The 22,093-nt window shown below is 69.7% G+C and carries 19 protein-coding genes; 8 read left to right on the forward strand and 11 right to left on the reverse strand.

Features of this window, described 5'->3' with window-relative positions; all coding sequences use genetic code 11:
• Nucleotides 1–153 precede the first annotated feature (153 nt).
• The gene (locus CK500_RS06110; protein WP_095636368.1) at nucleotides 154–1,182 is read left to right on the forward strand and encodes a glycosyltransferase family 4 protein; all 1,029 of its coding nucleotides are present in this window, start codon (nucleotides 154–156) and stop codon (nucleotides 1,180–1,182) included.
• Nucleotides 1,183–1,273: 91 nt separating this feature from the next.
• Here CK500_RS06110 and CK500_RS06115 read toward each other — a convergent pair whose 3' ends face one another.
• On the reverse strand, nucleotides 1,274–1,621 hold the full coding sequence (locus tag CK500_RS06115) for a DUF7510 family protein (RefSeq protein ID WP_095636369.1): 348 nt from the start codon (nucleotides 1,619–1,621) through the stop codon (nucleotides 1,274–1,276).
• Nucleotides 1,622–1,742: 121 nt separating this feature from the next.
• Here CK500_RS06115 and CK500_RS06120 point away from each other — a divergent pair, with 121 nt between their 5' ends.
• From CK500_RS06120 to CK500_RS06135, 4 genes are all read left to right on the forward strand, one after another.
• Nucleotides 1,743–3,017 (forward strand): Single-stranded DNA binding protein, encoded by a 1,275-nt coding sequence (locus CK500_RS06120; protein WP_095636370.1) that lies wholly within the window; start codon nucleotides 1,743–1,745, stop codon nucleotides 3,015–3,017.
• The gene (locus tag CK500_RS06125; protein ID WP_095636371.1) at nucleotides 3,014–4,642 is read left to right on the forward strand and encodes a hypothetical protein; all 1,629 of its coding nucleotides are present in this window, start codon (nucleotides 3,014–3,016) and stop codon (nucleotides 4,640–4,642) included. The genes CK500_RS06120 and CK500_RS06125 overlap by 4 nt, the downstream gene beginning before the upstream one ends.
• Nucleotides 4,642–5,451: a metallophosphoesterase gene (locus tag CK500_RS06130; protein WP_095636372.1), complete on the forward strand. Its 810-nt coding sequence runs from the start codon at nucleotides 4,642–4,644 to the stop codon at nucleotides 5,449–5,451. The genes CK500_RS06125 and CK500_RS06130 overlap by 1 nt, the downstream gene beginning before the upstream one ends.
• Before the next feature lie 334 nt (nucleotides 5,452–5,785).
• Nucleotides 5,786–7,846 carry a histidine kinase N-terminal 7TM domain-containing protein gene (locus CK500_RS06135; protein ID WP_095636373.1) on the forward strand — a complete coding sequence of 687 codons (2,061 nt, stop codon included), beginning with the start codon at nucleotides 5,786–5,788 and terminating at the stop codon, nucleotides 7,844–7,846.
• A gap of 21 nt (nucleotides 7,847–7,867) precedes the next feature.
• Here CK500_RS06135 and CK500_RS06140 read toward each other — a convergent pair whose 3' ends face one another.
• The 6 genes from CK500_RS06140 to CK500_RS06165 all read right to left on the reverse strand — a co-directional run bounded on the left by CK500_RS06140 (nucleotide 7,868) and on the right by CK500_RS06165 (nucleotide 15,683).
• The gene (locus CK500_RS06140) at nucleotides 7,868–8,293 is read right to left on the reverse strand and encodes a PhlB family protein (RefSeq protein ID WP_095636374.1); all 426 of its coding nucleotides are present in this window, start codon (nucleotides 8,291–8,293) and stop codon (nucleotides 7,868–7,870) included.
• Nucleotides 8,290–9,450 carry a thiolase family protein gene (locus CK500_RS06145; protein ID WP_095636375.1) on the reverse strand — a complete coding sequence of 387 codons (1,161 nt, stop codon included), beginning with the start codon at nucleotides 9,448–9,450 and terminating at the stop codon, nucleotides 8,290–8,292. Before CK500_RS06145 ends, CK500_RS06140 begins: the two co-directional genes overlap by 4 nt.
• Nucleotides 9,451–9,544: 94 nt before the next feature.
• Nucleotides 9,545–11,809, reverse strand: a complete 2,265-nt coding sequence (mutL, locus tag CK500_RS06150) for a DNA mismatch repair endonuclease MutL (RefSeq protein WP_095636376.1) — start codon at nucleotides 11,807–11,809, stop codon at nucleotides 9,545–9,547.
• Nucleotides 11,810–12,321: 512 nt separating this feature from the next.
• Nucleotides 12,322–13,383: a sugar ABC transporter permease gene (locus CK500_RS06155; protein WP_095636377.1), complete on the reverse strand. Its 1,062-nt coding sequence runs from the start codon at nucleotides 13,381–13,383 to the stop codon at nucleotides 12,322–12,324.
• Nucleotides 13,380–14,372, reverse strand: coding sequence for a carbohydrate ABC transporter permease (locus CK500_RS06160; RefSeq protein ID WP_095636378.1), 993 nt, complete (start codon nucleotides 14,370–14,372; stop codon nucleotides 13,380–13,382). Before CK500_RS06160 ends, CK500_RS06155 begins: the two co-directional genes overlap by 4 nt.
• A 15-nt stretch (nucleotides 14,373–14,387) precedes the next feature.
• On the reverse strand, nucleotides 14,388–15,683 hold the full coding sequence (locus CK500_RS06165) for an extracellular solute-binding protein (protein WP_198951514.1): 1,296 nt from the start codon (nucleotides 15,681–15,683) through the stop codon (nucleotides 14,388–14,390).
• A gap of 196 nt (nucleotides 15,684–15,879) precedes the next feature.
• On the opposite strand from CK500_RS06165, the gene CK500_RS06170 reads away from it, so the two are divergent.
• Nucleotides 15,880–17,013 carry an ABC transporter ATP-binding protein gene (locus CK500_RS06170; protein ID WP_095636379.1) on the forward strand — a complete coding sequence of 378 codons (1,134 nt, stop codon included), beginning with the start codon at nucleotides 15,880–15,882 and terminating at the stop codon, nucleotides 17,011–17,013.
• 414 nt (nucleotides 17,014–17,427) lie between these two features.
• Here CK500_RS06170 and CK500_RS06175 read toward each other — a convergent pair whose 3' ends face one another.
• Nucleotides 17,428–18,459 carry a glutathione S-transferase family protein gene (locus CK500_RS06175; protein ID WP_095636380.1) on the reverse strand — a complete coding sequence of 344 codons (1,032 nt, stop codon included), beginning with the start codon at nucleotides 18,457–18,459 and terminating at the stop codon, nucleotides 17,428–17,430.
• Between the two features lie 297 nt (nucleotides 18,460–18,756).
• Between CK500_RS06175 and CK500_RS06180 the strand changes: the two genes are divergently transcribed.
• A complete protein-coding gene (locus CK500_RS06180; RefSeq protein ID WP_095636381.1) occupies nucleotides 18,757–19,575 on the forward strand; it encodes a DUF7388 family protein in 819 nt (272 codons plus the stop codon).
• A gap of 62 nt (nucleotides 19,576–19,637) precedes the next feature.
• The gene (locus CK500_RS06185) at nucleotides 19,638–20,909 is read left to right on the forward strand and encodes an NAD(P)/FAD-dependent oxidoreductase (RefSeq protein ID WP_095636382.1); all 1,272 of its coding nucleotides are present in this window, start codon (nucleotides 19,638–19,640) and stop codon (nucleotides 20,907–20,909) included.
• 12 nt (nucleotides 20,910–20,921) lie between these two features.
• Here the strand turns inward: CK500_RS06185 and CK500_RS06190 are convergent, their stop codons facing one another.
• The 3 genes from CK500_RS06190 to CK500_RS06195 form a co-directional block, all read right to left on the reverse strand.
• Complete coding sequence (locus tag CK500_RS06190) at nucleotides 20,922–21,401, reverse strand: Hsp20/alpha crystallin family protein (RefSeq protein WP_095636383.1); 480 nt, start codon at nucleotides 21,399–21,401, stop codon at nucleotides 20,922–20,924.
• 3 nt (nucleotides 21,402–21,404) lie between these two features.
• Nucleotides 21,405–21,560 carry a DUF7559 family protein gene (locus CK500_RS17350; RefSeq protein WP_198951515.1) on the reverse strand — a complete coding sequence of 52 codons (156 nt, stop codon included), beginning with the start codon at nucleotides 21,558–21,560 and terminating at the stop codon, nucleotides 21,405–21,407.
• Between the two features lie 85 nt (nucleotides 21,561–21,645).
• Entirely contained in the window at nucleotides 21,646–22,038 is a 393-nt protein-coding gene (locus tag CK500_RS06195) for a hypothetical protein (RefSeq protein ID WP_095636384.1), read from the reverse strand.
• Nucleotides 22,039–22,093 lie beyond the last annotated feature (55 nt).

Here is a 22,093-nt window from a genome sequence, read left to right on the forward strand (position 1 = left end):
CCCGAGTCGGGATCGACCCCGAGCCGGGACGGACGGGAGTTCCCGAGCGTCTTTTCGCACACCTCCGCTCCCTCGAGCCGTTCGCCCGGACGAACGAGGGGCATACCTAAGTGCCGACTCCCGAAACGGGGAGGTATGCCGCCGAGCGTACTCATGCTGGGATGGGGGTATCCGCCGAACATCACCGGCGGGCTCGACGTCCACGTCGGCGAACTGTTCTCCGGGCTCCGCGACGACCTCGGGGTGGACGCCACCCTCGTGTTGCCCGCGGAGTTCGCGCCGGACGACGAGCCGGGGATCGAAGCGGTCGAGACGGGAGAGGGCGACGTGGCGGCCCGCGTCGACCGGCTCAGCGACCGGTTCGCTGAGCTCGCCCCCGACCACGACGTGATCCACACGCACGACTGGTTCGGCTACGGCCCCGGTCGGCAGGCCGCCCGCGCGTCGGACGCGACGTGGGTGTCCTCGTTCCACTCGCTGGCGAGCGACCGCAACATCGACCCGCCGACCCGCGAGGTCGAGACCGAGCGCCGCCTCGCGAACGCGGCGGACACCAACATCGCGGTCAGCGAGATCGTCCGCGAGGACATCACGGAACTGTACGACGCCGACTCGCGCGTCGTGTACAACGGCTTCTCGACCCCGAAGTTCTCCGGGAAAGACGTCCGCGCGGACCTCGGGATCGACGGCGAGATGCTGTTTTTCGTCGGCCGACACACCGACCAGAAGGGGATCTCGCATCTGCTGTACGCGGTGCGGAAGCTCCACCGCCCCGGCGTGACCCTCGTCGTCGGGGGGTCGGGCCACCAGACCGACCAGCTGAAGCGGTTCGCCGAGCTGCTCGGGATCGAGGACCGCGTCGAGTTCGTCGGCTACGTCCCGGAGGCGGAGCTCGGCGACTACTACGCCGCCGCCGACGCGTTCGTCTCCCCCTCGTACGCGGAGCCGTTCGGGATCACGATCACGGAGGCCCTCGAAGCCGGGACGCAGGTCGTCGCCACTCGGTCGGGCGTCGCAGAGGTGCTTCCCGACGACTGCCTCGTCGAGGTCGAGGTCGATTCGGAGTCGATCGTCGACGGGATCGCGACCGCGCTCGACCGCGAGTCCCCGCCGGAGTACGAGCGCCGCGAGTGGTCGGCGGTCGTCGAGGACACGCTGGCCGTGTACGAAGACGTGGCGTAGACGCCCTCCGTCCGCCGCTTTTCGATCCCCTTTCCGTCGGCGCTATTCGTTTTCGGCCGCACCGTCGCTTTCGCCGTCAGGCGCGCCGATGCTATTCGCCGTCGTCTGCGTCGTCGTCCGCGTCGCCGTCGCCGCGGTACACGTCGAACTCGGTGGCCGTCTCCGGGTGAGTGATCCGGAACCCCTCCGCGGTCTCGATCACGCCGCGCGTGCTCCCGGATCCGCCGCCGTACGGGCTTTCCTCGCCGTCGACGCCGCTCCCGCCCTGATACGGCGAGGTGTACGGCGACTCCGAAACGGGCTCGTCGAAGCCCGCCGGCGGGAGGTAGATCCGCTCGCCGCTCGCGGAGCGAACGACGACCGCGACGTCGCGGGTCCCGGTCACGTCGATGACGGTCCGCTCCCCCGTGACGCGCGCGTCGATGTCGATCTCGTCCATACACCACGGTGCGGACGCGGGCGGTTTAGCCCTACCGGCCGTCGCGGCGGGCCACCCCTCTACGGGGAGCCGCGCGAGGGGTGGTGAACCCTTTTGTGCGGTCGCGTCGAAGCCCGACCCGATGGACGTCAACAGCCATGCCGAGGAGCTCGCCTCCGACCTCGGCGTCGACAAAGAGGAGGTCAAAGAGGACCTGCAGAACCTACTGGAGTACAGCGTCCCGATCGACGAGGCCAAACAGAGCGTCCGCCGGAAGCACGGCGGCGGAGGCGGCGGCTCGTCGCCGACACCGGACGCCGTCGACGTGGGCGAGATCACCACCGACCACGACGGGGTGACGGTCACCGTCCGCGTGCTCACCCAGGGGACCCGCACGATCCGGTATCAAGGCGACGACCTCACGATCCGCGAGGGGGAGGTCGCCGACGAGACCGGCGTCATCTCCTACACCGCGTGGCAGGACTTCGGGTTCGAACCGGGCGACTCGCTGACGATCGGCAACGCCGGCGTCCGCGAGTGGGAAGGGGCACCGGAGCTCAACCTCAACGACTCCACCACCGTCGCCATCGCCGACGAGCCGGTCGAAGTCGACCAGGAGGTCGGCGGCGACCGGAGCCTCGTCGACATCAATGCAGGCGACCGCGGCCGGAACGTGGAAGTCCGCGTGCTGGAGGTCGACGAGAAGACGATCTCCGGCCGCGACGGCGAGACGGAGATCTTAGAGGGCGTCGTCGGCGACGCCACCGCGAAGCTCCCCTTCACCGACTGGCAGCCCCGGTCGGAACTGACGCCGGGTGCCGACCTCCGGATCGAGGACGTGTACGTCCGGGAGTTCCGGGGGGTCCCGTCGATCAACCTCACCGAGTTCTCGACGGTGACGCCGCTCCCCGACCCGGTCGAGGTCGCCGAGGACGCGCCCCGCCTGTCGGTCGCCGAGGCGGTCGGGTCCGGCGGGATGTTCGACGTGGAGATCGTCGGCAACGTCCTCGAAATCCGTGACGGCTCCGGGCTCATCGAGCGGTGTCCGGAGTGCGGCCGCGTGGTTCAGAACGGGCAGTGCCGGAGCCACGGCGACGTGGACAGTGAGGACGACCTCCGCGTGAAGGCGATCGTCGACGACGGCACCGACACCGTCACCGTCGTCCTCGACGACGAGCTCACCGCCGAGGTGTACGGCGGCGGGCTCGAGGACGCCCTCGAGGCCGCGAAGGACGCGATGGACAAGGAGGTCGTCGCCGAGGCGATCGCCGACTCCCTCGTCGGGCGCGCGTACCGCGTCCGCGGGAACCTCTCGGTCGACGACTACGGCGCCAACCTCGACGCGGCCGAGTTCGAGCTCGCGGACGACGACCCGGCCGACCGCGCCCGCGCCGCGCTCGCGGAGGTGGGCGAATGAGCGACGACGGACCGGGCGCCCGGGAGGTCGCGCACCGCCTGTTCGCCGCCGAGTTCGACGACGCCTCCCTCTCGTACTCCGAGAGCGACGAGGAGCGCGCCCCGAACTACGTGGTCTCCCCCACGGGGGCCCGCGTGAACCGACTGTTCGTCGCCGGCGTGCTCACCGAGGTCGAGCGCGTGAACGACGAGACGCGCCGCGGGCGGGTCGTCGACCCCTCCGGCGCGTTCGTCACCTACGCCGGCCAGTACCAGCCGGAGGCACAGACCTTCTTGGAGCGCGCCGAACCGCCGGCGTTCGTCGCCCTCACCGGGAAGGCGCGAACCTTCGAGCCGGAGGACTCCGACCGCGTGTTCACTTCTGTCCGCCCGGAGAGCCTCAACGCGGTCGACGCCGACACCCGCGACCGCTGGGTGGTCTCCGCGGCGGAGGCCACGCTCGACCGGCTCGCCGTCTTCGCGAAGGCCCTCGACTCCGACCTCCGGGGCGAGGAACTCCGCGCGGCCCTCGAATCGGGCGGCGCGCCGGCGTCGCTGGCGGCCGGGATCCCGAAGGCGATCGCCCACTACGACACCTCGACCGCCTACGTCGAGGCGCTCCGTCGGCTCGCCGTCGACGCCTTAGAGCTGATCGCCGGCGACCGCGACGAGGTCCGCTCGCCCGAGATCGCGCCCGATGAGGGCGGCGAAGCGGCGATCGGTACGCTCCCGGCGACGGACGTGACGATCGAGGCGCCGGCGGGGTCGGTCGGTGGCGGGGAAACGGCGGAGTCGGACTCCGAACCGGACGTTTCCGAATCAGACGAACCGGCCGGAGAGCCGGAATCGACCGATTCCGACTCGATCGGTTCCGAACCCGCCGACACCGCAGCCGACGCAGACACCACCGACGCCGCCGCCGAATCCACTGACACCGCGGACGCCGCGGACGCCGCGGACGCCGCCGACGTCACCGGCGCCGCCGACGCCGCGCCCGCCGACTCCGGGTCCTCCGGGATCGAGGCCGAATCCGACGACGCCGCGTCCGAGTCCGCCGACCGCGCCGTGGACGAACCGTCGGCCGATCCGGGTGACGAGAGCGACGGACTCGGCGACTTCGACGCCGGGACTGACGACGCCGACTCCGGCGAATCCGGCGACGACGCCGAGGCCGACTTCGACGAGCCGTCGGCCGACCCCGCCTCCGACGAGATGTACGAGCTCGACGAGGCGGAGCGCGAGGAGATCGAGTCGGAGTTCGGGACCGACTTCTCGACCGGGAGCGAGGTCGACGAGCCCGGCGAGGCCGATATCGACGTGCCGGAGCCCGAGGAGATGGACGAGCCCCCGGCCGAAGACGCCGCGGAGCCCGCCGCCGACTCGGAACCGGAGAGCCGGGAACCGGCGACCGATGACGCCGAGACGACCGACGACTCCGTGGAGAGCGACGACGTCGACCTCGAAGCCGCGGTCATCGACGCGATGGGCGCGCTCGACGACGGCGACGGGGCCGACCGCGAGGCCGTCGTCGAGGCGGTCGTCGACGACCTCGGCGTCGCCGCCGAGTCGGTCGAGGACGCGATCCAGGACGCGCTGATGAGCGGGAAGTGCTACGAGCCCGGTGACGGCACGCTGAAGCCGATCTGATGGCCCCCGCCGCGTCGCCCGCCGTCGAACCGGTGGTCGGCGAACCCGCGGCCGTGGCCGACCTCGAGGACGAGCGCGCGCTGCTGGTCGCCGACGTGCACGCCGGTATCGAGGTCGGGCTCCGATACGAGCGCGGCGTCGAACTCGACAGCCGCGCTGACGAGCGTCGCGAGCGTCTCTGTGGCCTCATTACCGAGACCGACGCCGACCGACTCGTGGTCCTCGGCGACCTCGCACACCGGATCGCGGCGCCGGAGGGCGACGAGCGCGAGGAGCTGGTCGAGCTGATCCGGGCGGTCACGGACCGCGTCCCGATGACGCTCGTCGAGGGGAACCACGACGCCGGGGTCGCCGAGGCGTTCGCCGGCGACATCGACGTGATCGGTCCCGGCGGCGGGATTCTCGGAGACAGCGACAGGGATAACTCGACCGCGGACGCCGGCGTCGGCGTTCTCCACGGCCACACGTGGCCCGATCCCTCGCTCCTCGACGCAGACGTGATCTGCATGGGTCACGAGCACCCCCAAGTGCGACTGGAGGACGCGGTCGGCGGCTCGCGCGTGGAGCGCGCGTGGCTCCGCGGCGAACTTGACCCGGCGGCGTTCGTGGAGAGCGGCGAAGCCGGCCCGCTACCCGAGGCGGACCCGCCCGAACTTGTCGTCTTCCCCGCGTTCAACGAGCGCTCGGGCGGCACGTGGGTGAACGTCGACGGCCAGTCGTTCCTCGCGCCGTTCCTCCCGGACGCGCTACCGGCCGGCGACGCGTACCTGCTTGACGGGACGCGGCTCGGAGACTACCGACGGGTGTGAGGCGTCGCCGTTGGCCGCGGCCCGATTTTAGCCCGCGACGGATCGATAACGTGTGTGTTCGGCGCTCGCACACGCTGCCTCGGCCCGCTCTCTCGCTCGTCGCCGGTGGTCGAATAGGGGGCGCTTTCACAGGATGTTCTGGTAATTCTCACGAGACAAGAACGGCGTATCGGATCTCGATAGTCGTGAGGGCGGGCGGTGAAACTCTGTTATAGGATGTGTGGGTCAGTTTTTCTGTCCAATGGCGGCGTCGAACGCGAATCAGATAGGGCCATATTACCACGACTGAGAACATGTCCATATATTTATCTGCCGAGGGTGAATTCGACCTCATATGGGGTTTTCACCCGGTATCGTCTCTTGGGTCCTGTTCGGTATCTCCGGGCTGAACCTCGGCATCGCCGCCGTCGCGGTCCGGCGCAGAGAGGTGCGCGGCGCGGTCGCGTTCTCGCTGGTGATGATCTGCGTGTCTCTCTACTCGCTGGGCACCGGAATCCGCGCCGGGAGCACGACGCTCTCGCTGTATCAGGTCGGGACGGTGGTCAAATTCGCCGGGATCCTCGGACTCGGGCCGACCCAACTCCGCTTCGGACTCATATACACCGGCCGGGAGTCCCTCCTCACTCGTCGCCGCTGGGCGCTCCTGCTCGCGTGGCCAGCCGCCGTCCTCGCGCTCGTCGCGACCGCACCGGCACACGACCTGCTCTGGACTGTTCACGGGTTCAGCAGCGCCGCTCCGCTGGCTGCGGTCGACCGAGCGAACGGGCCGCTGTTTTGGCTGGCGCTGGCGTACACCTACACCCTGATACTCACCACGTACTCGTTGCTGCTCGTCTTCGGGGTCAGGCGCGGCGGACAATACCGCACGCAGGTCCTGTTGATGCTCTCCGGCGGAATCATCCCGGTCATCGGCAGTTTCCTCCTCCTGTACAGCGGTAACCTGTCGACGGCCTTCGACCCGACCGCGTTCGCCAACACGGCCACCGGCGTCGTGTTCGCCGTCGCGCTCTTCGGGTTCGGCTTCCTCGACCTGGCTCCCATCGCGAGGCATACCCTCGTCGACGAGATGGTCGACCCGGTGTACGTCGTCGACATCGACGATCGCGTCGTCGACGTGAACGTGGCCGGTATGGAACTTCTCGACGAGGGTGTGGATAAGCCAGTCGGGCGACCGGCGGCCGAGGTCGTTCCGCTGTACGACTCGTTCCACGGGAACACCGACGACGCCGACTCGGACGTGACTGTCGAACGCGACGGGTCGGTCCGGTTCTTCGACATCAACCGAACGACGTTGACTGACCGGAGCGGAGCGACGATCGGGTCGCTGTTGATCTACCGCGACGTCACCGATCGACACATCGCCGAAGAGCGGTTCAAACGGCTCATCGAACAGTCTTCGGATGTCATCGCGGTGATCGACGAGGATGGAGATGTCACGTACGTTAGCCAGTCTGTCGAAGAGATTCTCGGCTACGTGCCGACGGCGTTGATCGGTGCCAACGTCATCAAGAATGTTCACCCCAACGACCGAGACGAACTCCGCGCCGAACTCTCCGCCCACGGCACCGAATACGGATACACAAGCTCCTACAGGGTCAGGTTCCGCCACGCCGACGGAGAATGGCGGGTCCTCGAAGTGCGGGCGCGGAACCTCCTCGATGACCAGTTCGTGGAGGGTATCGTGCTGAACTCCCGCGACGTCACCGAAAAGGAGCGGCAGAAGCGGCGGCTGGAACGGCAGAACGAGCGGCTCGACCAGTTCGCCAGCATCGTCTCGCACGACCTCCGAAACCCGCTGAACGTCGCGACCGGCCACGTCGATATGCTCGAATCTGACGCCGGAAGCGAGCAGGGAGACTCCATCGAGACGGTTCAGCGTCAGCTCGAGCGGATGGAGGCGATCATCAGCGACGCCCTCACGCTGGCTCGGTCGGGTGAGGTGATCTCCGAAGCCACTGAGGTGCGGCTCGAGGACATCGCCCACACCGCGTGGCAGAACGTCGACACCGCCGAGGCCGACCTGGTCGTCGACACGTCGCTCGCCCTCGACGCTGACAGGGACCGGCTGCTCAACGTCTTCGAGAACCTGTATCGGAACAGCGCCGAACACAACGAGACGACGGGTCTGACCGTTCGGGTCGGGTCGCTTCCCGAGACGTTCGGTTTCTACGTCGAGGACACCGGCACGGGGATCCCCGAGGACAAACGCGATCAGGTGCTCGAACAGGGGTACACGACCAACCGGGAGGGGACCGGGTTCGGGCTCGCGATCGTCAGGGACATCGTCAGGGCGCACGGGTGGCAGATCACGGTCTCGGAAAGCGACGAGGGCGGCGCGAGGTTCGAGATCGAGTGCTCCGAGGTACCGCTGGAAGAGCAGCCGGCAACAGCCTGAGCACCCGGCCCCGCCGGCCCCTCAGAGCGGCCGGAACCTGAACCCGTCCCACCTCTGGCTCTCGGGCTCGCGGATGCCGGCGCCCGGCTCGCGCAGCTCGCCGGCGTAGACCGGCTCAACCCGGTCGCCGATGTCGACGTCGAACGTCTCGCCGGAACCGTCCTCCCGCTCGGCTATCTGCCCGAGCGCGCGGACAGCCGGGCCGTCGTACTCGTCGTCCATGTCGAACTCCACGATGGCGAGGGTGTTGGGCTCGCGGACGCCCGGCGGCGTCGCCGTCGAGGTCGTCCACGTGAGGACGCGCCCCTCGTACTCTCGGAGGTCGACCGTGCCGACGCGCTCGGCGCCGTTCGGTCCCACGGTGTGGGGCGGGTAGGTGACGGTTCCGTCCGCATATTCGGCGGCCTCGAAGGTCGGTTCGTCTACCGGCTGATCGTTCTCGCTCATTGGTTGCCCTCCAGGATCGTCGTGGTCACGCAGTTTCCGAACCCGCCGACGTTGCAGGCGAGCCCCGTGTCGGCCTCGACCTGCCGCGGGCCGGCGTTCCCGGTGACCTGTTCGTATATCTCGTACACCTGTGCGACGCCGCTGGCGCCGAGGGGGTGTCCCTTCGACTTGAGCCCGCCGGAGGTGTTGATCGGGAGCTCGCCGTCGCGGTCGGTGACGCCCTCCTCGACCGCCTTCCACCCCTCGCCCTTCTCGAAAAAGCCGAGGTCCTCGCTCTGAAGGAACTCGAGGATGGTGAACATGTCGTGGAGCTCCGCCACGTCGACGTCGTCCGGGCCGATATCGGCCATCTCGTAGGCGATGTCGGAGGAGTCGACGACTCCCCCCATCGTCGTCGGGTCCGCGCGCTCGTGGACGACGTGGGTGTCGGTGGCGCCGCCGATCCCCGAGATGACCGCGTACTCGTCCTCGGGAACGTACTCCTCGGCCACGGACTCCGGACAGAACACGAGCGCCGCGGAGCCGTCCGTGATCGGACAGAAGTCGTACAGCCGGAGGGGGTCGGCGACGATCGGCGACTCAAGCACCGTGTCGAGGTCGACCTCCTTCTGGAACTGCGCGTGGGGGTTGTCCACGCCGTTCCGGTGGTTCTTCACCGCGACCTTCCCGAGGCTCTCGCGGGGGGCGTCGTACTCGTCGAGGTAGAGCCGCGCCGTGAGCCCCGCGAAGGAGGGGAGCGTGACGCCCTGCTTGTATTCGACCGGATGGGTGAGCGACGCGATCACGTCGGTCGCCTCCGAGGTCGTGCGGTGCGTCATCTTCTCGCCGCCGACGAGCATGGTGAGGTCCGACGCGCCGGAGGCGACCGACTGCCACGCGGCGTACACCCCGGCGCCCCCCGAGGAGGAGGTCTGGTCGATCCGGGCGGTGTAGGCCGGCTGGGCCGCCAGGTCGTGGGCGAGCGCATTCGGGACGCCGGTCTGGCCCTCGAACTCGCCGCTGGCCATGTTCGAGACGTACAGGTGATCGAGGTCGTCGCCGTCGATCCCGGCGTCGTCGAGCGCGGCCGCGCCCGCCTCCGCCAGCAGCTCTCGCACCCACGCGTCACGTTGCCCGAACGGGGTCATCGACGCGCCGATGATCGCTACGCGTTCCATACCCGTGGGTCCACGGCGCCCGCCTAAAGCGTATCTCTCTGCGGTCGCCGAGCGACCGACTTCTCCACCTCGTCTCCTTCTCGTCTCCCCGCCGCTACTCCGCGCGGCGCCCGGCGTGACCCGGGTAGTCGCGCTCGAACCGTGAGCCGATCTCGTCGCGGTCGAGTCGGATCACGACCGGCCGCCCGTGCGGGCAGGCGTACGGGTTCTCGCAGGCGTCGAGCCGGTCGAGCAGGTCGACGACCGACCCCTCCGTCAGCGAGGTGTTCCCGGTCACGGAGGGGTAACACGCGAGATCCGCGAGCAGCTCGTCGACCACGTCGGTCACCGGATTGTCGCCCGCACCCGCGTCGTCGACGAGCGCGGAGAGCACGTCCCGGACGAGCGCCGGGTCGAGCGCGGCGTCGAAGACAGCCGGGACCGACCGGACGACCGCCTCGCGCTCGCCCGCGCGCTCGGCGCGGAACCCGATTCCGGCGAGGTCGTCGACGAACTCCTCGAACAGCGCCGCCTCCCGCGCGGTGAGCTCGATCCGGACGGGCTCGGCGAGCGCCTGCGCGGCCGCGCCGTCGGCGAAGGCGGCCTGCAGCCGCTCGTAGTTCACCCGCTCGTCGGCGGCGTGCTGGTCGATCAGCACGAGCCCGTCGGGCGCCTCCGCGACGACGTACGTCTCGTGAAGCTGTCCGAGCACCCGCAGCGGCGGGAGCGAGTCGTAGGTTCGCTCCGCGCTCGTCGACTCGCCGGCGAGGGTCCGCTGGGCGGTCGCGGCCGGACGCGAGTCGGTGGTCGGGTCTCGTCGCTCGTCCGGCGCGTCGGCGCTCGGGCTCGGCACGGCGTCGGTCGACGCAGGTCCCTCGGTGTCGTCCGACGCCGAGTCACCGAACCGCTTGAGCCCCTCGGGCTCTCCCGCGTCGCTCTCGGAGTCCGTCTCGATCGCGGCGCCGGCGACGGTATCACCGTCGTCCCTCTCGGTTCCCTCGGTCTCGTCCGCGTCAGACTGCCAGCTCCGCGGCGAGGGCCGGTCGGACGAGGTATCTGCGGAACCGGAGTCTCGGTCGGTGACCGGGTCGCTCGGATCGGGGGCGGCGTCCGAACTGGACCCCACGTCGCCGACCGCCCACGCCTCCTCGTCGGTGGGGTCCAGTTCGGACGCGGAATCGGTCGCGGGTTCGGTTTCCGGCTCTCCGCCCTCGTCTCGGTCACCGTTCTCCCGGTTTCCGATCGCGGCGCGCTCGTGGTCGGTCCCGGCGCCGCCGACGGCCTCGGTCTCGGGCCCTTCGGGGCTGATCTCGGTCTGATCCGGGGCCGACTCCCCCCGCGGCGCGGTCGACCGGATCAGCCCGTGGTCGAGCAGGGCCTCCTCCACCGCCTCCTCCACGGCGTCGCGCACCGCCGGCTCCTCGTCGAACCGGACCTCCAGCTTCCGGGGGTGGACGTTCACGTCGACGTCGCCGGGCGGGACCTCGACGAAGAGCACCGCGAAGGGGTACCGGTCGGGCGCGAGCTGGCCGCCGTACGCGTCGAGGACCGCCTCGCGCAGGGCGCTCGCGGTGACGTACCGACCGTTGACGTAGGTCGCGAGGTACTCGCGGGTCGACCGGGTCGTCTCGGGGTGCGAGACGAGGCCGGAGACGCCGCGGACCGGCGGGTCGGTAGTTGAACTGTCCGGCTCCCACTCCACGTCCACCATCGCCTCCGCGACCTCGCGGCCGTAGACGGCGAGGACGGCCGACCGGAGGTCGCCGTTCCCCTCGGTCGCGAACGTCTCCCGCCCATCGTGTTCCAGCGAGACGGCGACGTCGGGGTTCGCCAGCGCGTAGCCGGTGACGACCGTGTTGATCCGGTCGAACTCGGTCGCGATCCGCTTGAGGAACTTCTTGCGGGCGGGGGTGTTATAGAAGAGGTCGTCGACCTCGGCGGTCGTCCCCTCGGGGCAGCCGGCGGGGCGCACGTCGCCCACGTCGCCCCCCTCGACCGTTATCTCCGCGCCCGCGTCGGCGCCGGGCGGGCGGGACCGGACGGTGAGGCGCGAGACCGCGCCGACGGTGTACAGCGCCTCGCCGCGGAAGCCGAGGGTACCGACGCCATGGTCGAGGTCCTCGATGTCGCCGATCTTCGAGGTGGCGTGCTCCGCCACCGCCGCCTCCAGTTGGTCGGGGGGGATGCCGACGCCGTCGTCGCGGACGCGGATCCCCTCGGTGCCGCCGGCCTCGGCCGACACGGCCACGCGCGTCGCGCCCGCGTCGAGGCTGTTCTCGATCAGCTCCTTGACGACGCTGGCCGGGCGCTCGACGACCTCGCCGGCCGCGATGCGCTGGACGGTCCGCTCGTCCAACCGCTCGATGTTCGGCGGCTCCATTGTTACTCCGGTCGGGCGAGCGCGCACTTGAACCCGTTGTCGCCGGCGGCGACGGGAAGTGGTCTGCTCGTCTGGACACGGTGTTACTTATAAGTGAATCGCGGTGGCGCGTGCCTGCGAGCGGTCGCCCACGGCGACCGGGAGCAGCACGCGCGAGGGAGTCGCTGGCTCCCGGAGCAACGCGGAGGGTGCCAGCGACGAGGCTGGGGAGGCATGAGGTGCGGTTGCGGGGCGGTTGGGCGGGACTCAAAGGGGCGGCCGTGAGGGCGGCGTAGGCGATGTAAGCACCGCAGCGAAGGAGCGTGTGCGACTGAGCGAGGAGCGCAACGAGCGTACGCCGCCCTCACGGCTGGGGCTTTGACGGTGTTGACGGCGGAGTCATCGTTCACGTACAACCGAGCGACTGGGGCTTTGACGCTGATAACCGCCGAGCCGTGGTCTACGCCTTCGGAGTCCCAAAAACCGTAAGAACGAGAGAACGCAGAACGCAGGGAAGCGGGACCGAACCCCGCCTATCCCTCCATCCCGCCGAACGACAGGCCGTCTTCGACGGAGCGCTGCGCCGCGAAGTAGACGATCGCGACGGGGAGCGCGAACAGGTTCGCGAACGCCGCGAACTGCGTCCACGGCGTGGAGAACCGCCCCTGGGTCGCGATGTTGTACAGCTCCACCGACAGCGGGTAGTTCTCGGGGCGCAGCAGCGTCTGCGCGATGATGAACTCGTTCCACCCCGCGAGCCAGACGAAGATGAGCACGACGGCGAGCCCCGGCTTCGTCAGCGGGAGGATCACCTCCCGGATCGTGTCGAGGAAGCTCGCGCCGTCGACCATCGCCGCCTCCTCGTAGGAGACGGGGATGTTGTCCATGTACGTCTTCAACAGCCACGTGTTGAACGGGATCGCCGACGCGGCGTAGAACAGCCCCAAGATGAAGAGGTTGTTCGTGAGCCCGTACGTGCTGAACAGCGAGTAGAGGGCGACGAGCGTCGCGATCGACAGCCCGGCGCCGATCTGCGTGAACAGGACGTACCCGTAGAGGATCCGCTTGCGACCGATGAACTGCCGGCGCGAGAACGCGTACGCGGCCGGGACGATCATCCCGAACCCGGCGGCGAGCGTCACGCTGACGATGTAGAGGCTGTTGAACAGCGCGCCGGGCCCGGTGTCGGTGCCGACCCACCGGAAGCTCACCAGCCCGCTTCCGCCGCCGAGGACGAGCTGGGGGTACCCCCAGTCGCCGTCGACGAAGAAGAAGTCGGACTCGAAGATCACCCACCGGTAGGCGTCGAGGTTGTACGTCGACGGGTCGGGGAAGATGCCGCCGGTGTTGAACAGCCGCGTCCCCTCCGCGAGCGACGCGGTCGTGATCCAGAACAGCGGGAACAGCAGCACGAGCACCATCGCGAGCCCGAACAGCGTCATCAGGACGCTCTTGGTCACGTCCCACGCGGTGCGGTTCCCCGTGCGCACGTCGTAGACGGCCCGCTGGACCATGACGACGAAGCGCTTCGGGGCGGTGGCGAGCGCGACGAGCTTCGCGCGGACCAGCGCCAGGAGGGCGGCGAGCGCGCTCATTCGTCACCCACCCCCTCGGCGAGGCCGCCGTAGCGCACGGCGACGTACATGAACAGCCCGACGAACGCGATGCCGACGATCAAGATCGCGGCCGAGAGGCCGAACTGGTTGAACGTGATCGCCTCACGGTAGCCGTACACGATGATCAGCTCGTTCTGTCGCGACGGGCCGCCCTGGTTGAACACCCACGGGATCAGGAACTGCTGGAACGAGGTCGCGGCCGTGAGGATCGACGCGAACAGCACCGGCCCCTTGATCGCGGGCAGCGTGACGGTGCGGAACCGCTCTAACGCGCCCGCCCCATCGACCATCGCGGCCTCGTGGAGTGACCGGGGCACGTCCTGCAGCGCGCTCACGATGATGATCACCATGAACGGGTACGCCAGCCACACCTCCGTGGTGACGTACGCGAAGAAGGCCTCCCACCGACCGCTGAGGAAGCCGATCGGCACGTCGAACAGGAGGAGTTCGGGCGCCGACAGCGACGACATGACGTCGTTGTACCGGCCCAGGATCGTGTTGAACACGCCGAAGCGCGCGTCGCTGAACATGCCGCGCCAGACGGTGATCGTGAAGATGCCGGGGAACCCCAGCGGGACGATCACCGCCGCGCGCATGTACCGCTTGCCGGCGACGCGCACGTGGTTCAACAGGAGGGCGATCCCCACCGCCAGAAGCACCTTGATCACGAGCGAGACGGCGACGAACAGCCACGTCGTCGTCATCGACGTCCAGAACTGCGAGTCGCCGATGAGCTGGACGTAGTTCGCGAGGCCGATCAGCTCGGCGCCCCCGCCGATCACCGACCCGGCGAACGTCGCGTCGGTGAGCGAGATGTAGAAGAGATAGAAGATCGGGTACAGCATGAAACTCGAGAAGAGGAGCACGCCGGGAGCGACGAGGAGGAGCCCCCAGTCGCGGTTGGAGAAGGGCAGCGCTGATCGGAGGCGCGACAGCCCGCCGCCGGTGCCGATTTGCGAAGAGGCCATGGCTCCGGAGGGGAGCTACAGCGCCTCCCGGATCTCGGAGGCGGCCTGGTCGAGGGCGGCGTCGCCGTCCTGCTCGCCGTTGAAGACGCGTTCCAGCGCCTCCGTCACCGGCGTCCAGACGCTGTCCATGTCCGGGTGCGACGGGATCGGGACGCCGTGGTCGACCTGCCGCGCGAACGCCTGCACCTCGGCGGAGAGGTCGTCGTTGTCCACGGCGTCGGCGAGGACGGGAATGTACCCCTGCTCGTCGGCGTTGGTCAGGACGATGTCCTCGTTGGTGGTGTACCACTCGGCGAGCCCCGTCGCGGCGTCGACGGTCGAGGCGTCGGCGTCCGCGAGCATCGACGAGAAGTAGAACAGCTGAATCCCGGAGTACGTCCGCGGGTTGTTGCCCTCGACGGTCGGCAGCGTCGTGACCCCGAGGTTGTCGATCTCGCCCTGGAGGTTACCGAGCTCCCACGGGCCGTTGATCGCGAACGGCGCGAGCCCGTCGGCGAACGCGACGATCTGCGACTCGTAGCCCGGGTCGGACGGGATGTACTCGAACAGGGTCTGGAGCGCGTCGATCCCCTGTTTACACGCGTCGCTGTCGACGCCGACCTCGAGGTTCGACTCGTCGAACAGGTCGCCGCCGTACGCCTGGATGAACCCGCTGGCGAAGTAGGGGTCCGTGGCGGGGTACGAGAGACCGTACTGACCGTTCTCCGGGTCGTGGTGCTCGTCCATGATCGAGACCATCTCCGCCATGGTCTCCGGCGGCTCGTCGACCAGGTCCTCGTTGTAGAACAGCGCGACCGTCTCGGACGCGAACGGGAGCCCGTAGAGCCCGCCGTCGAACTGCGCCGCCTCCTGTGCCGTCTCGGTGTAGTCGTCGAGCGAAACGTCGATGTCGTCGCTCGCGTCGTAGAGGAACGGCGGGTCCTCGCGGACCGCGAACCGGCCGACCCAGTCGTGCGCCCAGATCCACGAGTCCGGGCCGTCGCCCGCCGGGATCGCCGTTTCGAGCTGTTCGTCGAGTTCGCCGCCGGGCGCCTCCTTGTTGATCGTGTCGCCGGTCTCGGACTCGTACTGGCCGATGTACTCCGAGAGCGCCTCGTCCTCGGCGTCGGCGAGGTCGACCCACAGCCGCGCGGATCCGCCGCTGCCGCCGTCGGAACCGTCGGAGCCGTCGCTACCGTCGGAACCATCGCTACCGTCAGAGCCGTCGCCGCCGTCGCCGCCGTCGCCGCCGGTGCTGATACAGCCCGCGAGCGCCGCGAGCGCGGTCGATCCCCCCATCGCCTTCAGGAGCGTTCTGCGTTTCTCGTTCATGTGACTACAACAAACGATGAATTACATATTCATACATTTAGTACTTTGGGTCGGGTTCGCAGGGGCTCCGGATAAACGCGGTTCGACGCCGATCGCACCGCGATCAGCGCGCACTCGATATTCGAGATGAGATCGTTCCTCACATATCTGAAAAACAGCAAAGAACTAATATGCCAGTAGGTCCGTTCTCATGGAAATGGCACGAGTCACGCTCGACACGCTCCGGAAGGAGTTCGACCGGGGGACCATCGTCGCCGTCGACGACCTCGACCTGGAGATCGAGGACGGGGAGTTCGTGACCGTCGTCGGCCCGTCGGGCTGCGGGAAGACGACCACGCTCCGGATGGTCGCGGGGCTAGAGGAGCCCACCTCGGGCGCCGTCCGGTTCGACGACGAGGACGTCACGGAGGTCCACGCGAAGGAGCGCCCGGTCGCGATGGTGTTCCAGAACTACGCGCTGTACCCCCACAAGACGGTCATGGAAAACATGGCGTTCGGGCTCAAGATGAGCACCGACATGACGGAGGACGAACGGCGCGAGCGCGTGACCGAGATGGCCGAGATGATGGGGATTGAGGACCTGCTCGACGACAAGCCGGATGAGCTCTCCGGCGGGCAGAAGCAGCGCGTCGCGCTCGGCCGCGCCATCGCCCGCGAGCCCGAGGTGTTCCTGTTCGACGAGCCGCTCAGCAACCTCGACGCCAAGCTCCGCACCGAGATGCGCGCGGAGATACAGAAGCTCCAGAAGGAGTTCGGCGTCACCGCGATGTACGTCACTCACGATCAGGAGGAGGCGATGACGATGGGCGATCGCCTCGCGATCTTGAACGACGGGAAGCTCCAGCAGGTCGGGAAGCCGACGGAGGTGTACGAGAACCCGGTCAACGAGTTCGTCGCCGGCTTCATCGGTTCGCCCTCGATGAACTTCGTCGACGTGACGGTCGAGACCGACGGCTCGTCGGCGACGATCCGCAACGACGATGTCGGGCTCGCCTTCGAGCTCAGCGACGAGTACGTCGCGGGCCACGCGCTGGAGAACGCCCCGTACACGCTCGGGATCCGCCCCGAGAACATTCGGATCGTGGAGGAGCCGACCGGCGACGAGACGCTCGCCTCGACCGTCGAGGTCGTCGAACCGATCGGTTCCGACAACTACGTCCACCTCGCGGTCAACGACGACTTCCTCGCGCGGTCGCCCCCGGACGTCAAGCCCGAGGCCGGCGACGAGGTGGGCGTGGTGTTCGAGGAGGAGAGCATCCACCTGTTCGACGCCGAGACCGGCGAGGACGTGTTCCTGACCGACGAGGAGATTGCGGCCGCAGTGGCCTGATACGGAGCGGTTCCGGATCGGTGGGTTCGCGCGGAATCTCGGAATGCGCCGGTCGTCACGGTCGACGATGCCTTATAAACAGTTGTTGTCGGATCATCGGTGAACACCACCAAAGCCCCAACCACGAGGCCGGCGCACGCTCGCTGCGCGCTTCGGTCGCTCGCGGTGCTCGCTCCCTGCAGTGCTTGCGTCGCCTGCGCCGGCCTCGCGGCTGCCCCTTTGAGTCCCGCCCCCACAGCACCGCACCTCACGCCTCCCCAGCCTCGTCGCTGGCACCCTCCGCGTCGCTCCGGGTGCCAGCGACTCCCTCGCGCGTGCTTCTCGGCCACTGGGGCGGCCTCGAAGGCACGCGCCACCGCACTAACAGGATTCAAAAGTCGACTTATAAACCGCTCCGTCCGCTGTCTCACTCCTTCAGTCCGCCGCGTCCGGCGTCGGCGCCTCGCCGCCGAGCCGGTCGCGGTCGTGGTCGGCCTCGAAGTCGAGGTCCGGGCCGCGCGCGATGATCCCGGAGGGAGTCACGTCCGGGTGCGTCGTGTAGTAGTGCTCCTTGATGTGGCTCATGTTCACCGTCTCGGCGACGCCCGCGGTCTGGTAGAGGTCGCGCAGGTACGGCCAGAGGTGCTCGTACTGGTGAACGAACTGCTTGTTACACATGAAGTGGGTGTGGTACACCTGATCGAACCGGACCAGCGTCGTGAACATGCAGATGTCCGCCTCGGTCAGCGAGTCGCCGACGAGGTAGCGCTGGTCCGCGAGGTGCTCGTTCCACCGGTCGAGCGCGCCGAACAGCTCGTCGATCGCCTCGTCGTAGGCCCCCTGCGACTTCGCGAACCCGGCGCGGTAGACGCCGTTGTTGACGGGCTCGTAGATGTCGGTGATCACCTGGTCGACCGCCGCGACGGTCGCCTCGTCGTCGGGACCGGGCAGCAGCGACGCGTCGTTGCCGAACTCGTCGAAGGCGGTCGAGAGCATGCGGAGCACCTCGCGCGACTCGTTGTTGACGATCGTCTCCTCCTCGGTGTCCCACAGCACGGGGACGGTCACCCGACAGGTGGCGTCGGGGTCGGCCGCGACGTACAGCTCGCGGAGGTAGTCGCTGCCGTGGAGCTTGTCTGGCGTGCATCCCTCCTTCTCGGGGCTGAACTGCCAGCCGTCCTCGGCCCGGTACGGGTCGACGACCGAGACGCCGATCGCGTCCTCCAACCCGAGCAGCGACCGCGCGAGCAGGGTGCGGTGCGCCCACGGACAGGCGTACGAGACGTACAGGTGGTACCGCCCCGCCTCGGGCTGGAACCGCTCGTCCGGCTCGGCGTCGACGTGGTCGGGCACGTCGCTGCCGGCGATCCAGTTCCGGAAGGTCGTCTCGCCGCGCTGGAACGACCCCTCATCGTCGGTCGCCTCGTACGCGTCGGTCCGCCACTCGCCGTCGACGAGCTGATTCATACCCGATCGTACGGGCGCGAGCCCCATAACGTGGGCGGGGACGCGCGCGTCACCGGGCCCTCATCGCTGGCCCCTCGCGCCAGACGACCGCACCGCCGGCAATATTGCCGCGTCGCGACGGGTTTATGCGACGCACGCGACTACCGACTGCCAGTCATGGCCGCACAGGCGATGGATCGCGTTCCGCGATCGTGATGAGGTCTCTTCCGTGAGTATCGACAGTACGCGCCGAGCCGACGACTCGCCCCCGAGAGCCGTCGCTCCGCCGACCGCGTCGTCGACCGAGGTGATCGCCCGATGCTGACCGGCCGCGAGGCGGTCGCCCGGACCGGCATCGACGCCGCGGCGCTGAAGCCCGCCGAGTGCGACGTCTCCCGCGCGGTCGACCTCCCGGTCGATCGGGTGACGATCGACTACGAGGGCCGCGAGCACCTCCCGGACGCGGCGACGCTCGACCGGCTGGCCGCGGCGACGGAGCTGTACGTCACCACCCCGGTGCGGGCCGACGGGTTCGACCCGCTCGGGGACGACTCGCTCGTCGGCGAGATCCCGGACGCCGCCCGCCGGGTGCTCGTCGCGGGCCACGGCGCCTACCTCTCGGAGGAGGAGTCGTCGCGCGCGGTCGCCCCGCGGCTCGGGGCCGCGCGGCGCGACGCCCCCGACGCGTGGGTCGGCACCGAGGGCGTCGAGCGCGTCGCGCTCGCGGCGGGCGGGACCCAGTTCGAGCTGCTCACTCGGTCGACCGACCGGGACGTGCGCGCGCTCCGCGCCGCCGGGTTCGAGGGCGAGGTCGCCGTCTACGCGCCCACCGTCCTGACCGACGACGAGGACGCCGTCCTCGACGCCGTGGGCGCGTACGTCTCCCGGCGCCGTCCCGTCGCTCGCGCGCTGCCGGACGGGGACGGAGACGGGGCCGACGGAGCCGACGGCGACGGGCCCCCGACCGACTCGTCGGCGACGGGGCGCGCCCGCGAGGTGCTCTCGGCGGCCGCGCGCGACTTCGCGCTCGTCGGGTCGCCCGAGACGGTCCGCGAGCGCGTCGACGACCTCCGCGAGGCCGGCGTCGACCACGTGGTCGGCTACCCCGCACGCGGGATCGACGAGTTTCTGGCGTAGCGCCGGTTCCCCCTCGCCGCGTCGGCCACGGTTTTTAACAAGACGCACCGCGACGCATCCCCATGAGCCGAGACGAATCGCCGGACAGCGCCGAGCGCTCCGCAGGCGCGACTCCCGCGGTCGCGGTCGTCGGCGGCGGGGCGGTCGGCGTCACCGCGGCCGCGGACCTCGCGGCGCGCGGCGCCGACGTGACGCTGTACGACCGCGGCGACCTCGGATCCGGGAGCTCCGGGCGCGCGGCGGGCGTGCTGTACGACGCGTACGCCGAGGACGTGGACGCCGCGCTGGCCGCCCGCGCGATGGACCGGTTCCGGGCGTTCGACCGCTCGCTCCCCGGGTTCTCGTTCACGCCCTGTCCCTACGTCATCGCCGTCCGAGAGGGCGATTCCGACGCCGAGGCCGTGCCCGCGATGGTCGATCGGATGCGCGAGCACGGTCGGGACGTGGCGGTCGTCGACCCCGAGGCCCTCGCCGAGCGGTTCCCCCTCGCGACCGACGACCTCGCGGTCGCCGCGGTCGCCGAGGGCGCCGGCTGGTGTGACCCCGCGAGCTACGTCGCCGCGACGGGCGAGCGCGCGCGCCGTGAGGGGGTCGCCGTCGAGACCGACACTCCCGTGTCGCTCGCGGGCGACGGTACCGAACCGGAGCCCGTCGTGGCGGGGCGATCCGGCAACCCCCGAGCGTTCGACGCGGTCGTCGTCGCCGCCGGCGCGCACACCGCCGCCCTCCTCGGCGACGCGGGGATCGAGGTCCCCGTGGTCCCGTACCGCGTGCAGGCGCTGACGGCCGGGGTCGGCGCGGGCGGACCGGAAAGCGCCGACGGGCGGACGGCGTACGACGGACCGATGGTGTACGACGCGACGGCCGGCGCCTACGTCCGACCCCACCCGACCGGGCTGCTCGCCGGCGACGGCACGGAGCCGGTCCCCGCGGACCCGGACGGCTATGACCGGACGGGCGACGACTGGTTCGTCGATTCTGTCTCCGAGACGCTCCGCGAGCGGCTCGACGCAGTCGGGTCGGACGGCCCGGACGTCGAGCGCGCGTGGGCCGGGCTCTGTACGGCGACCCCCGACGGCGACCCGCTGGTCGGGCCGGTCGGCGGCCCCGCCGACCGCGTGTTCGTCGCCGCCGGCTGGCAGGGCCACGGGTTCATGCGCGCGCCGGCGATCGGGGAGCTGGTCGCCGAGGGGGTGCTCGCGTCGCTCGACGGGATCGACGCGGGAGCCCCGGAGTCGCCGTGGATCGACGCGTTCGATCCCGCCCGCTTCGACGGGGACGAGGCGTTCGAGATCGCGGAGGGGATGTCGGTAGAGAGCCGGGCGGGGGAGTGAGAAGCGCCGCGGTCAGGCGTTGTCGTCTTTGCCGTCTTCGTCGCCGTCGCTGGTGTCGCCGTCGTCGCCCGCTTCGTCACCGTCCTCCTCCACCACGGCCACGTCGCGCCCGTCGTCTTTCTTCGGGATCTCCACCTGAAGCGTCCCGTTCCGTGTGAGCGTCGCGTTCGCGCCCTGCGGCGTCACGCTCGCGTCCGCCGGGAGGTCGGCGCTGCCGGACAGCGAGACGCCGCGGCCGGGGAACAGCATCTCGTAGCCGTCGTAGAAGTCGCGGAACCGGTCGAGCTCGACCTCGACGGTGTGATCGAGGAACGTCACGTTCAGGTCCTCGCCGCGGACGCCAGGGGCGTCGAAGACGACGAGGTAGGCGTCGTCGCTCTCGAGGAGGTCGTACGAGAGCGGCCGGCGCTCCTGCATCTTGCTCCACCCGCGGCCGAGGCGTTCGAGGGTGCGGCGGACGATCGACCGCCCCGTCTCGACGAGGTCGCTCACGGGCTACACCTCGATCTCGGAGAGCTCGCTCCCGCCGCAGTACGGGCACGAGAGGTCCTCGACCGCGTGGTCGTCGGGCACGTCGTAGGTGTAGTGGTTCTCGAACATGTCGAGCTCGCAGTCGTCGCTCTCGCACTTGACCTCCATCGTCGATGGCATATACGGAACCGTTGTGTCGGCGAGGGCTTAAACGGCGTGGCGGCGGCGGTCCGGTCGGCACGTGTGACCGATCGCGCGGGTCCCGTCAGATCCCGGCTCCGCGGAGCCGTTCGGGAACGACGGTGCGCTCGGCGAGCGACACGGCGAGCGTCCCGAGCGCGACGCCCGCGAGGAAGCCGGGTCCGTACGGGAAAAGCGCCGGCGCGAACGCGAGCGCGACGCCGAGCCAGACGGACGCGAGCAGGATCCCTCCGCCGGCGGCGACGTACGTCAGCGTCTCGTACCGGTCCGGTGACAGCCGATCCCGCGCCAGCCACGCGGCCGGGCCGAAGACGAGGGCGGTTCCGACCGCCCACGCGGCCGCAGTCAGCCACGGTCGGGGGTCGGCGCCGTAGAACTGCACGGCGGCGAAGACAGAAACACCGCCGAGGGCGACGTACTGTACGACCCGCTGGCGTCGACTGGACGTGGAGGGCACGGGTTCCGTTACCGAGCGACTCCTTATAAGCGATCGGCCCGCCGCTCACGCTCCC

The organism is Halorubrum salipaludis (assembly GCF_002286985.1).
Taxonomy (GTDB): domain Archaea; phylum Halobacteriota; class Halobacteria; order Halobacteriales; family Haloferacaceae; genus Halorubrum; species Halorubrum salipaludis.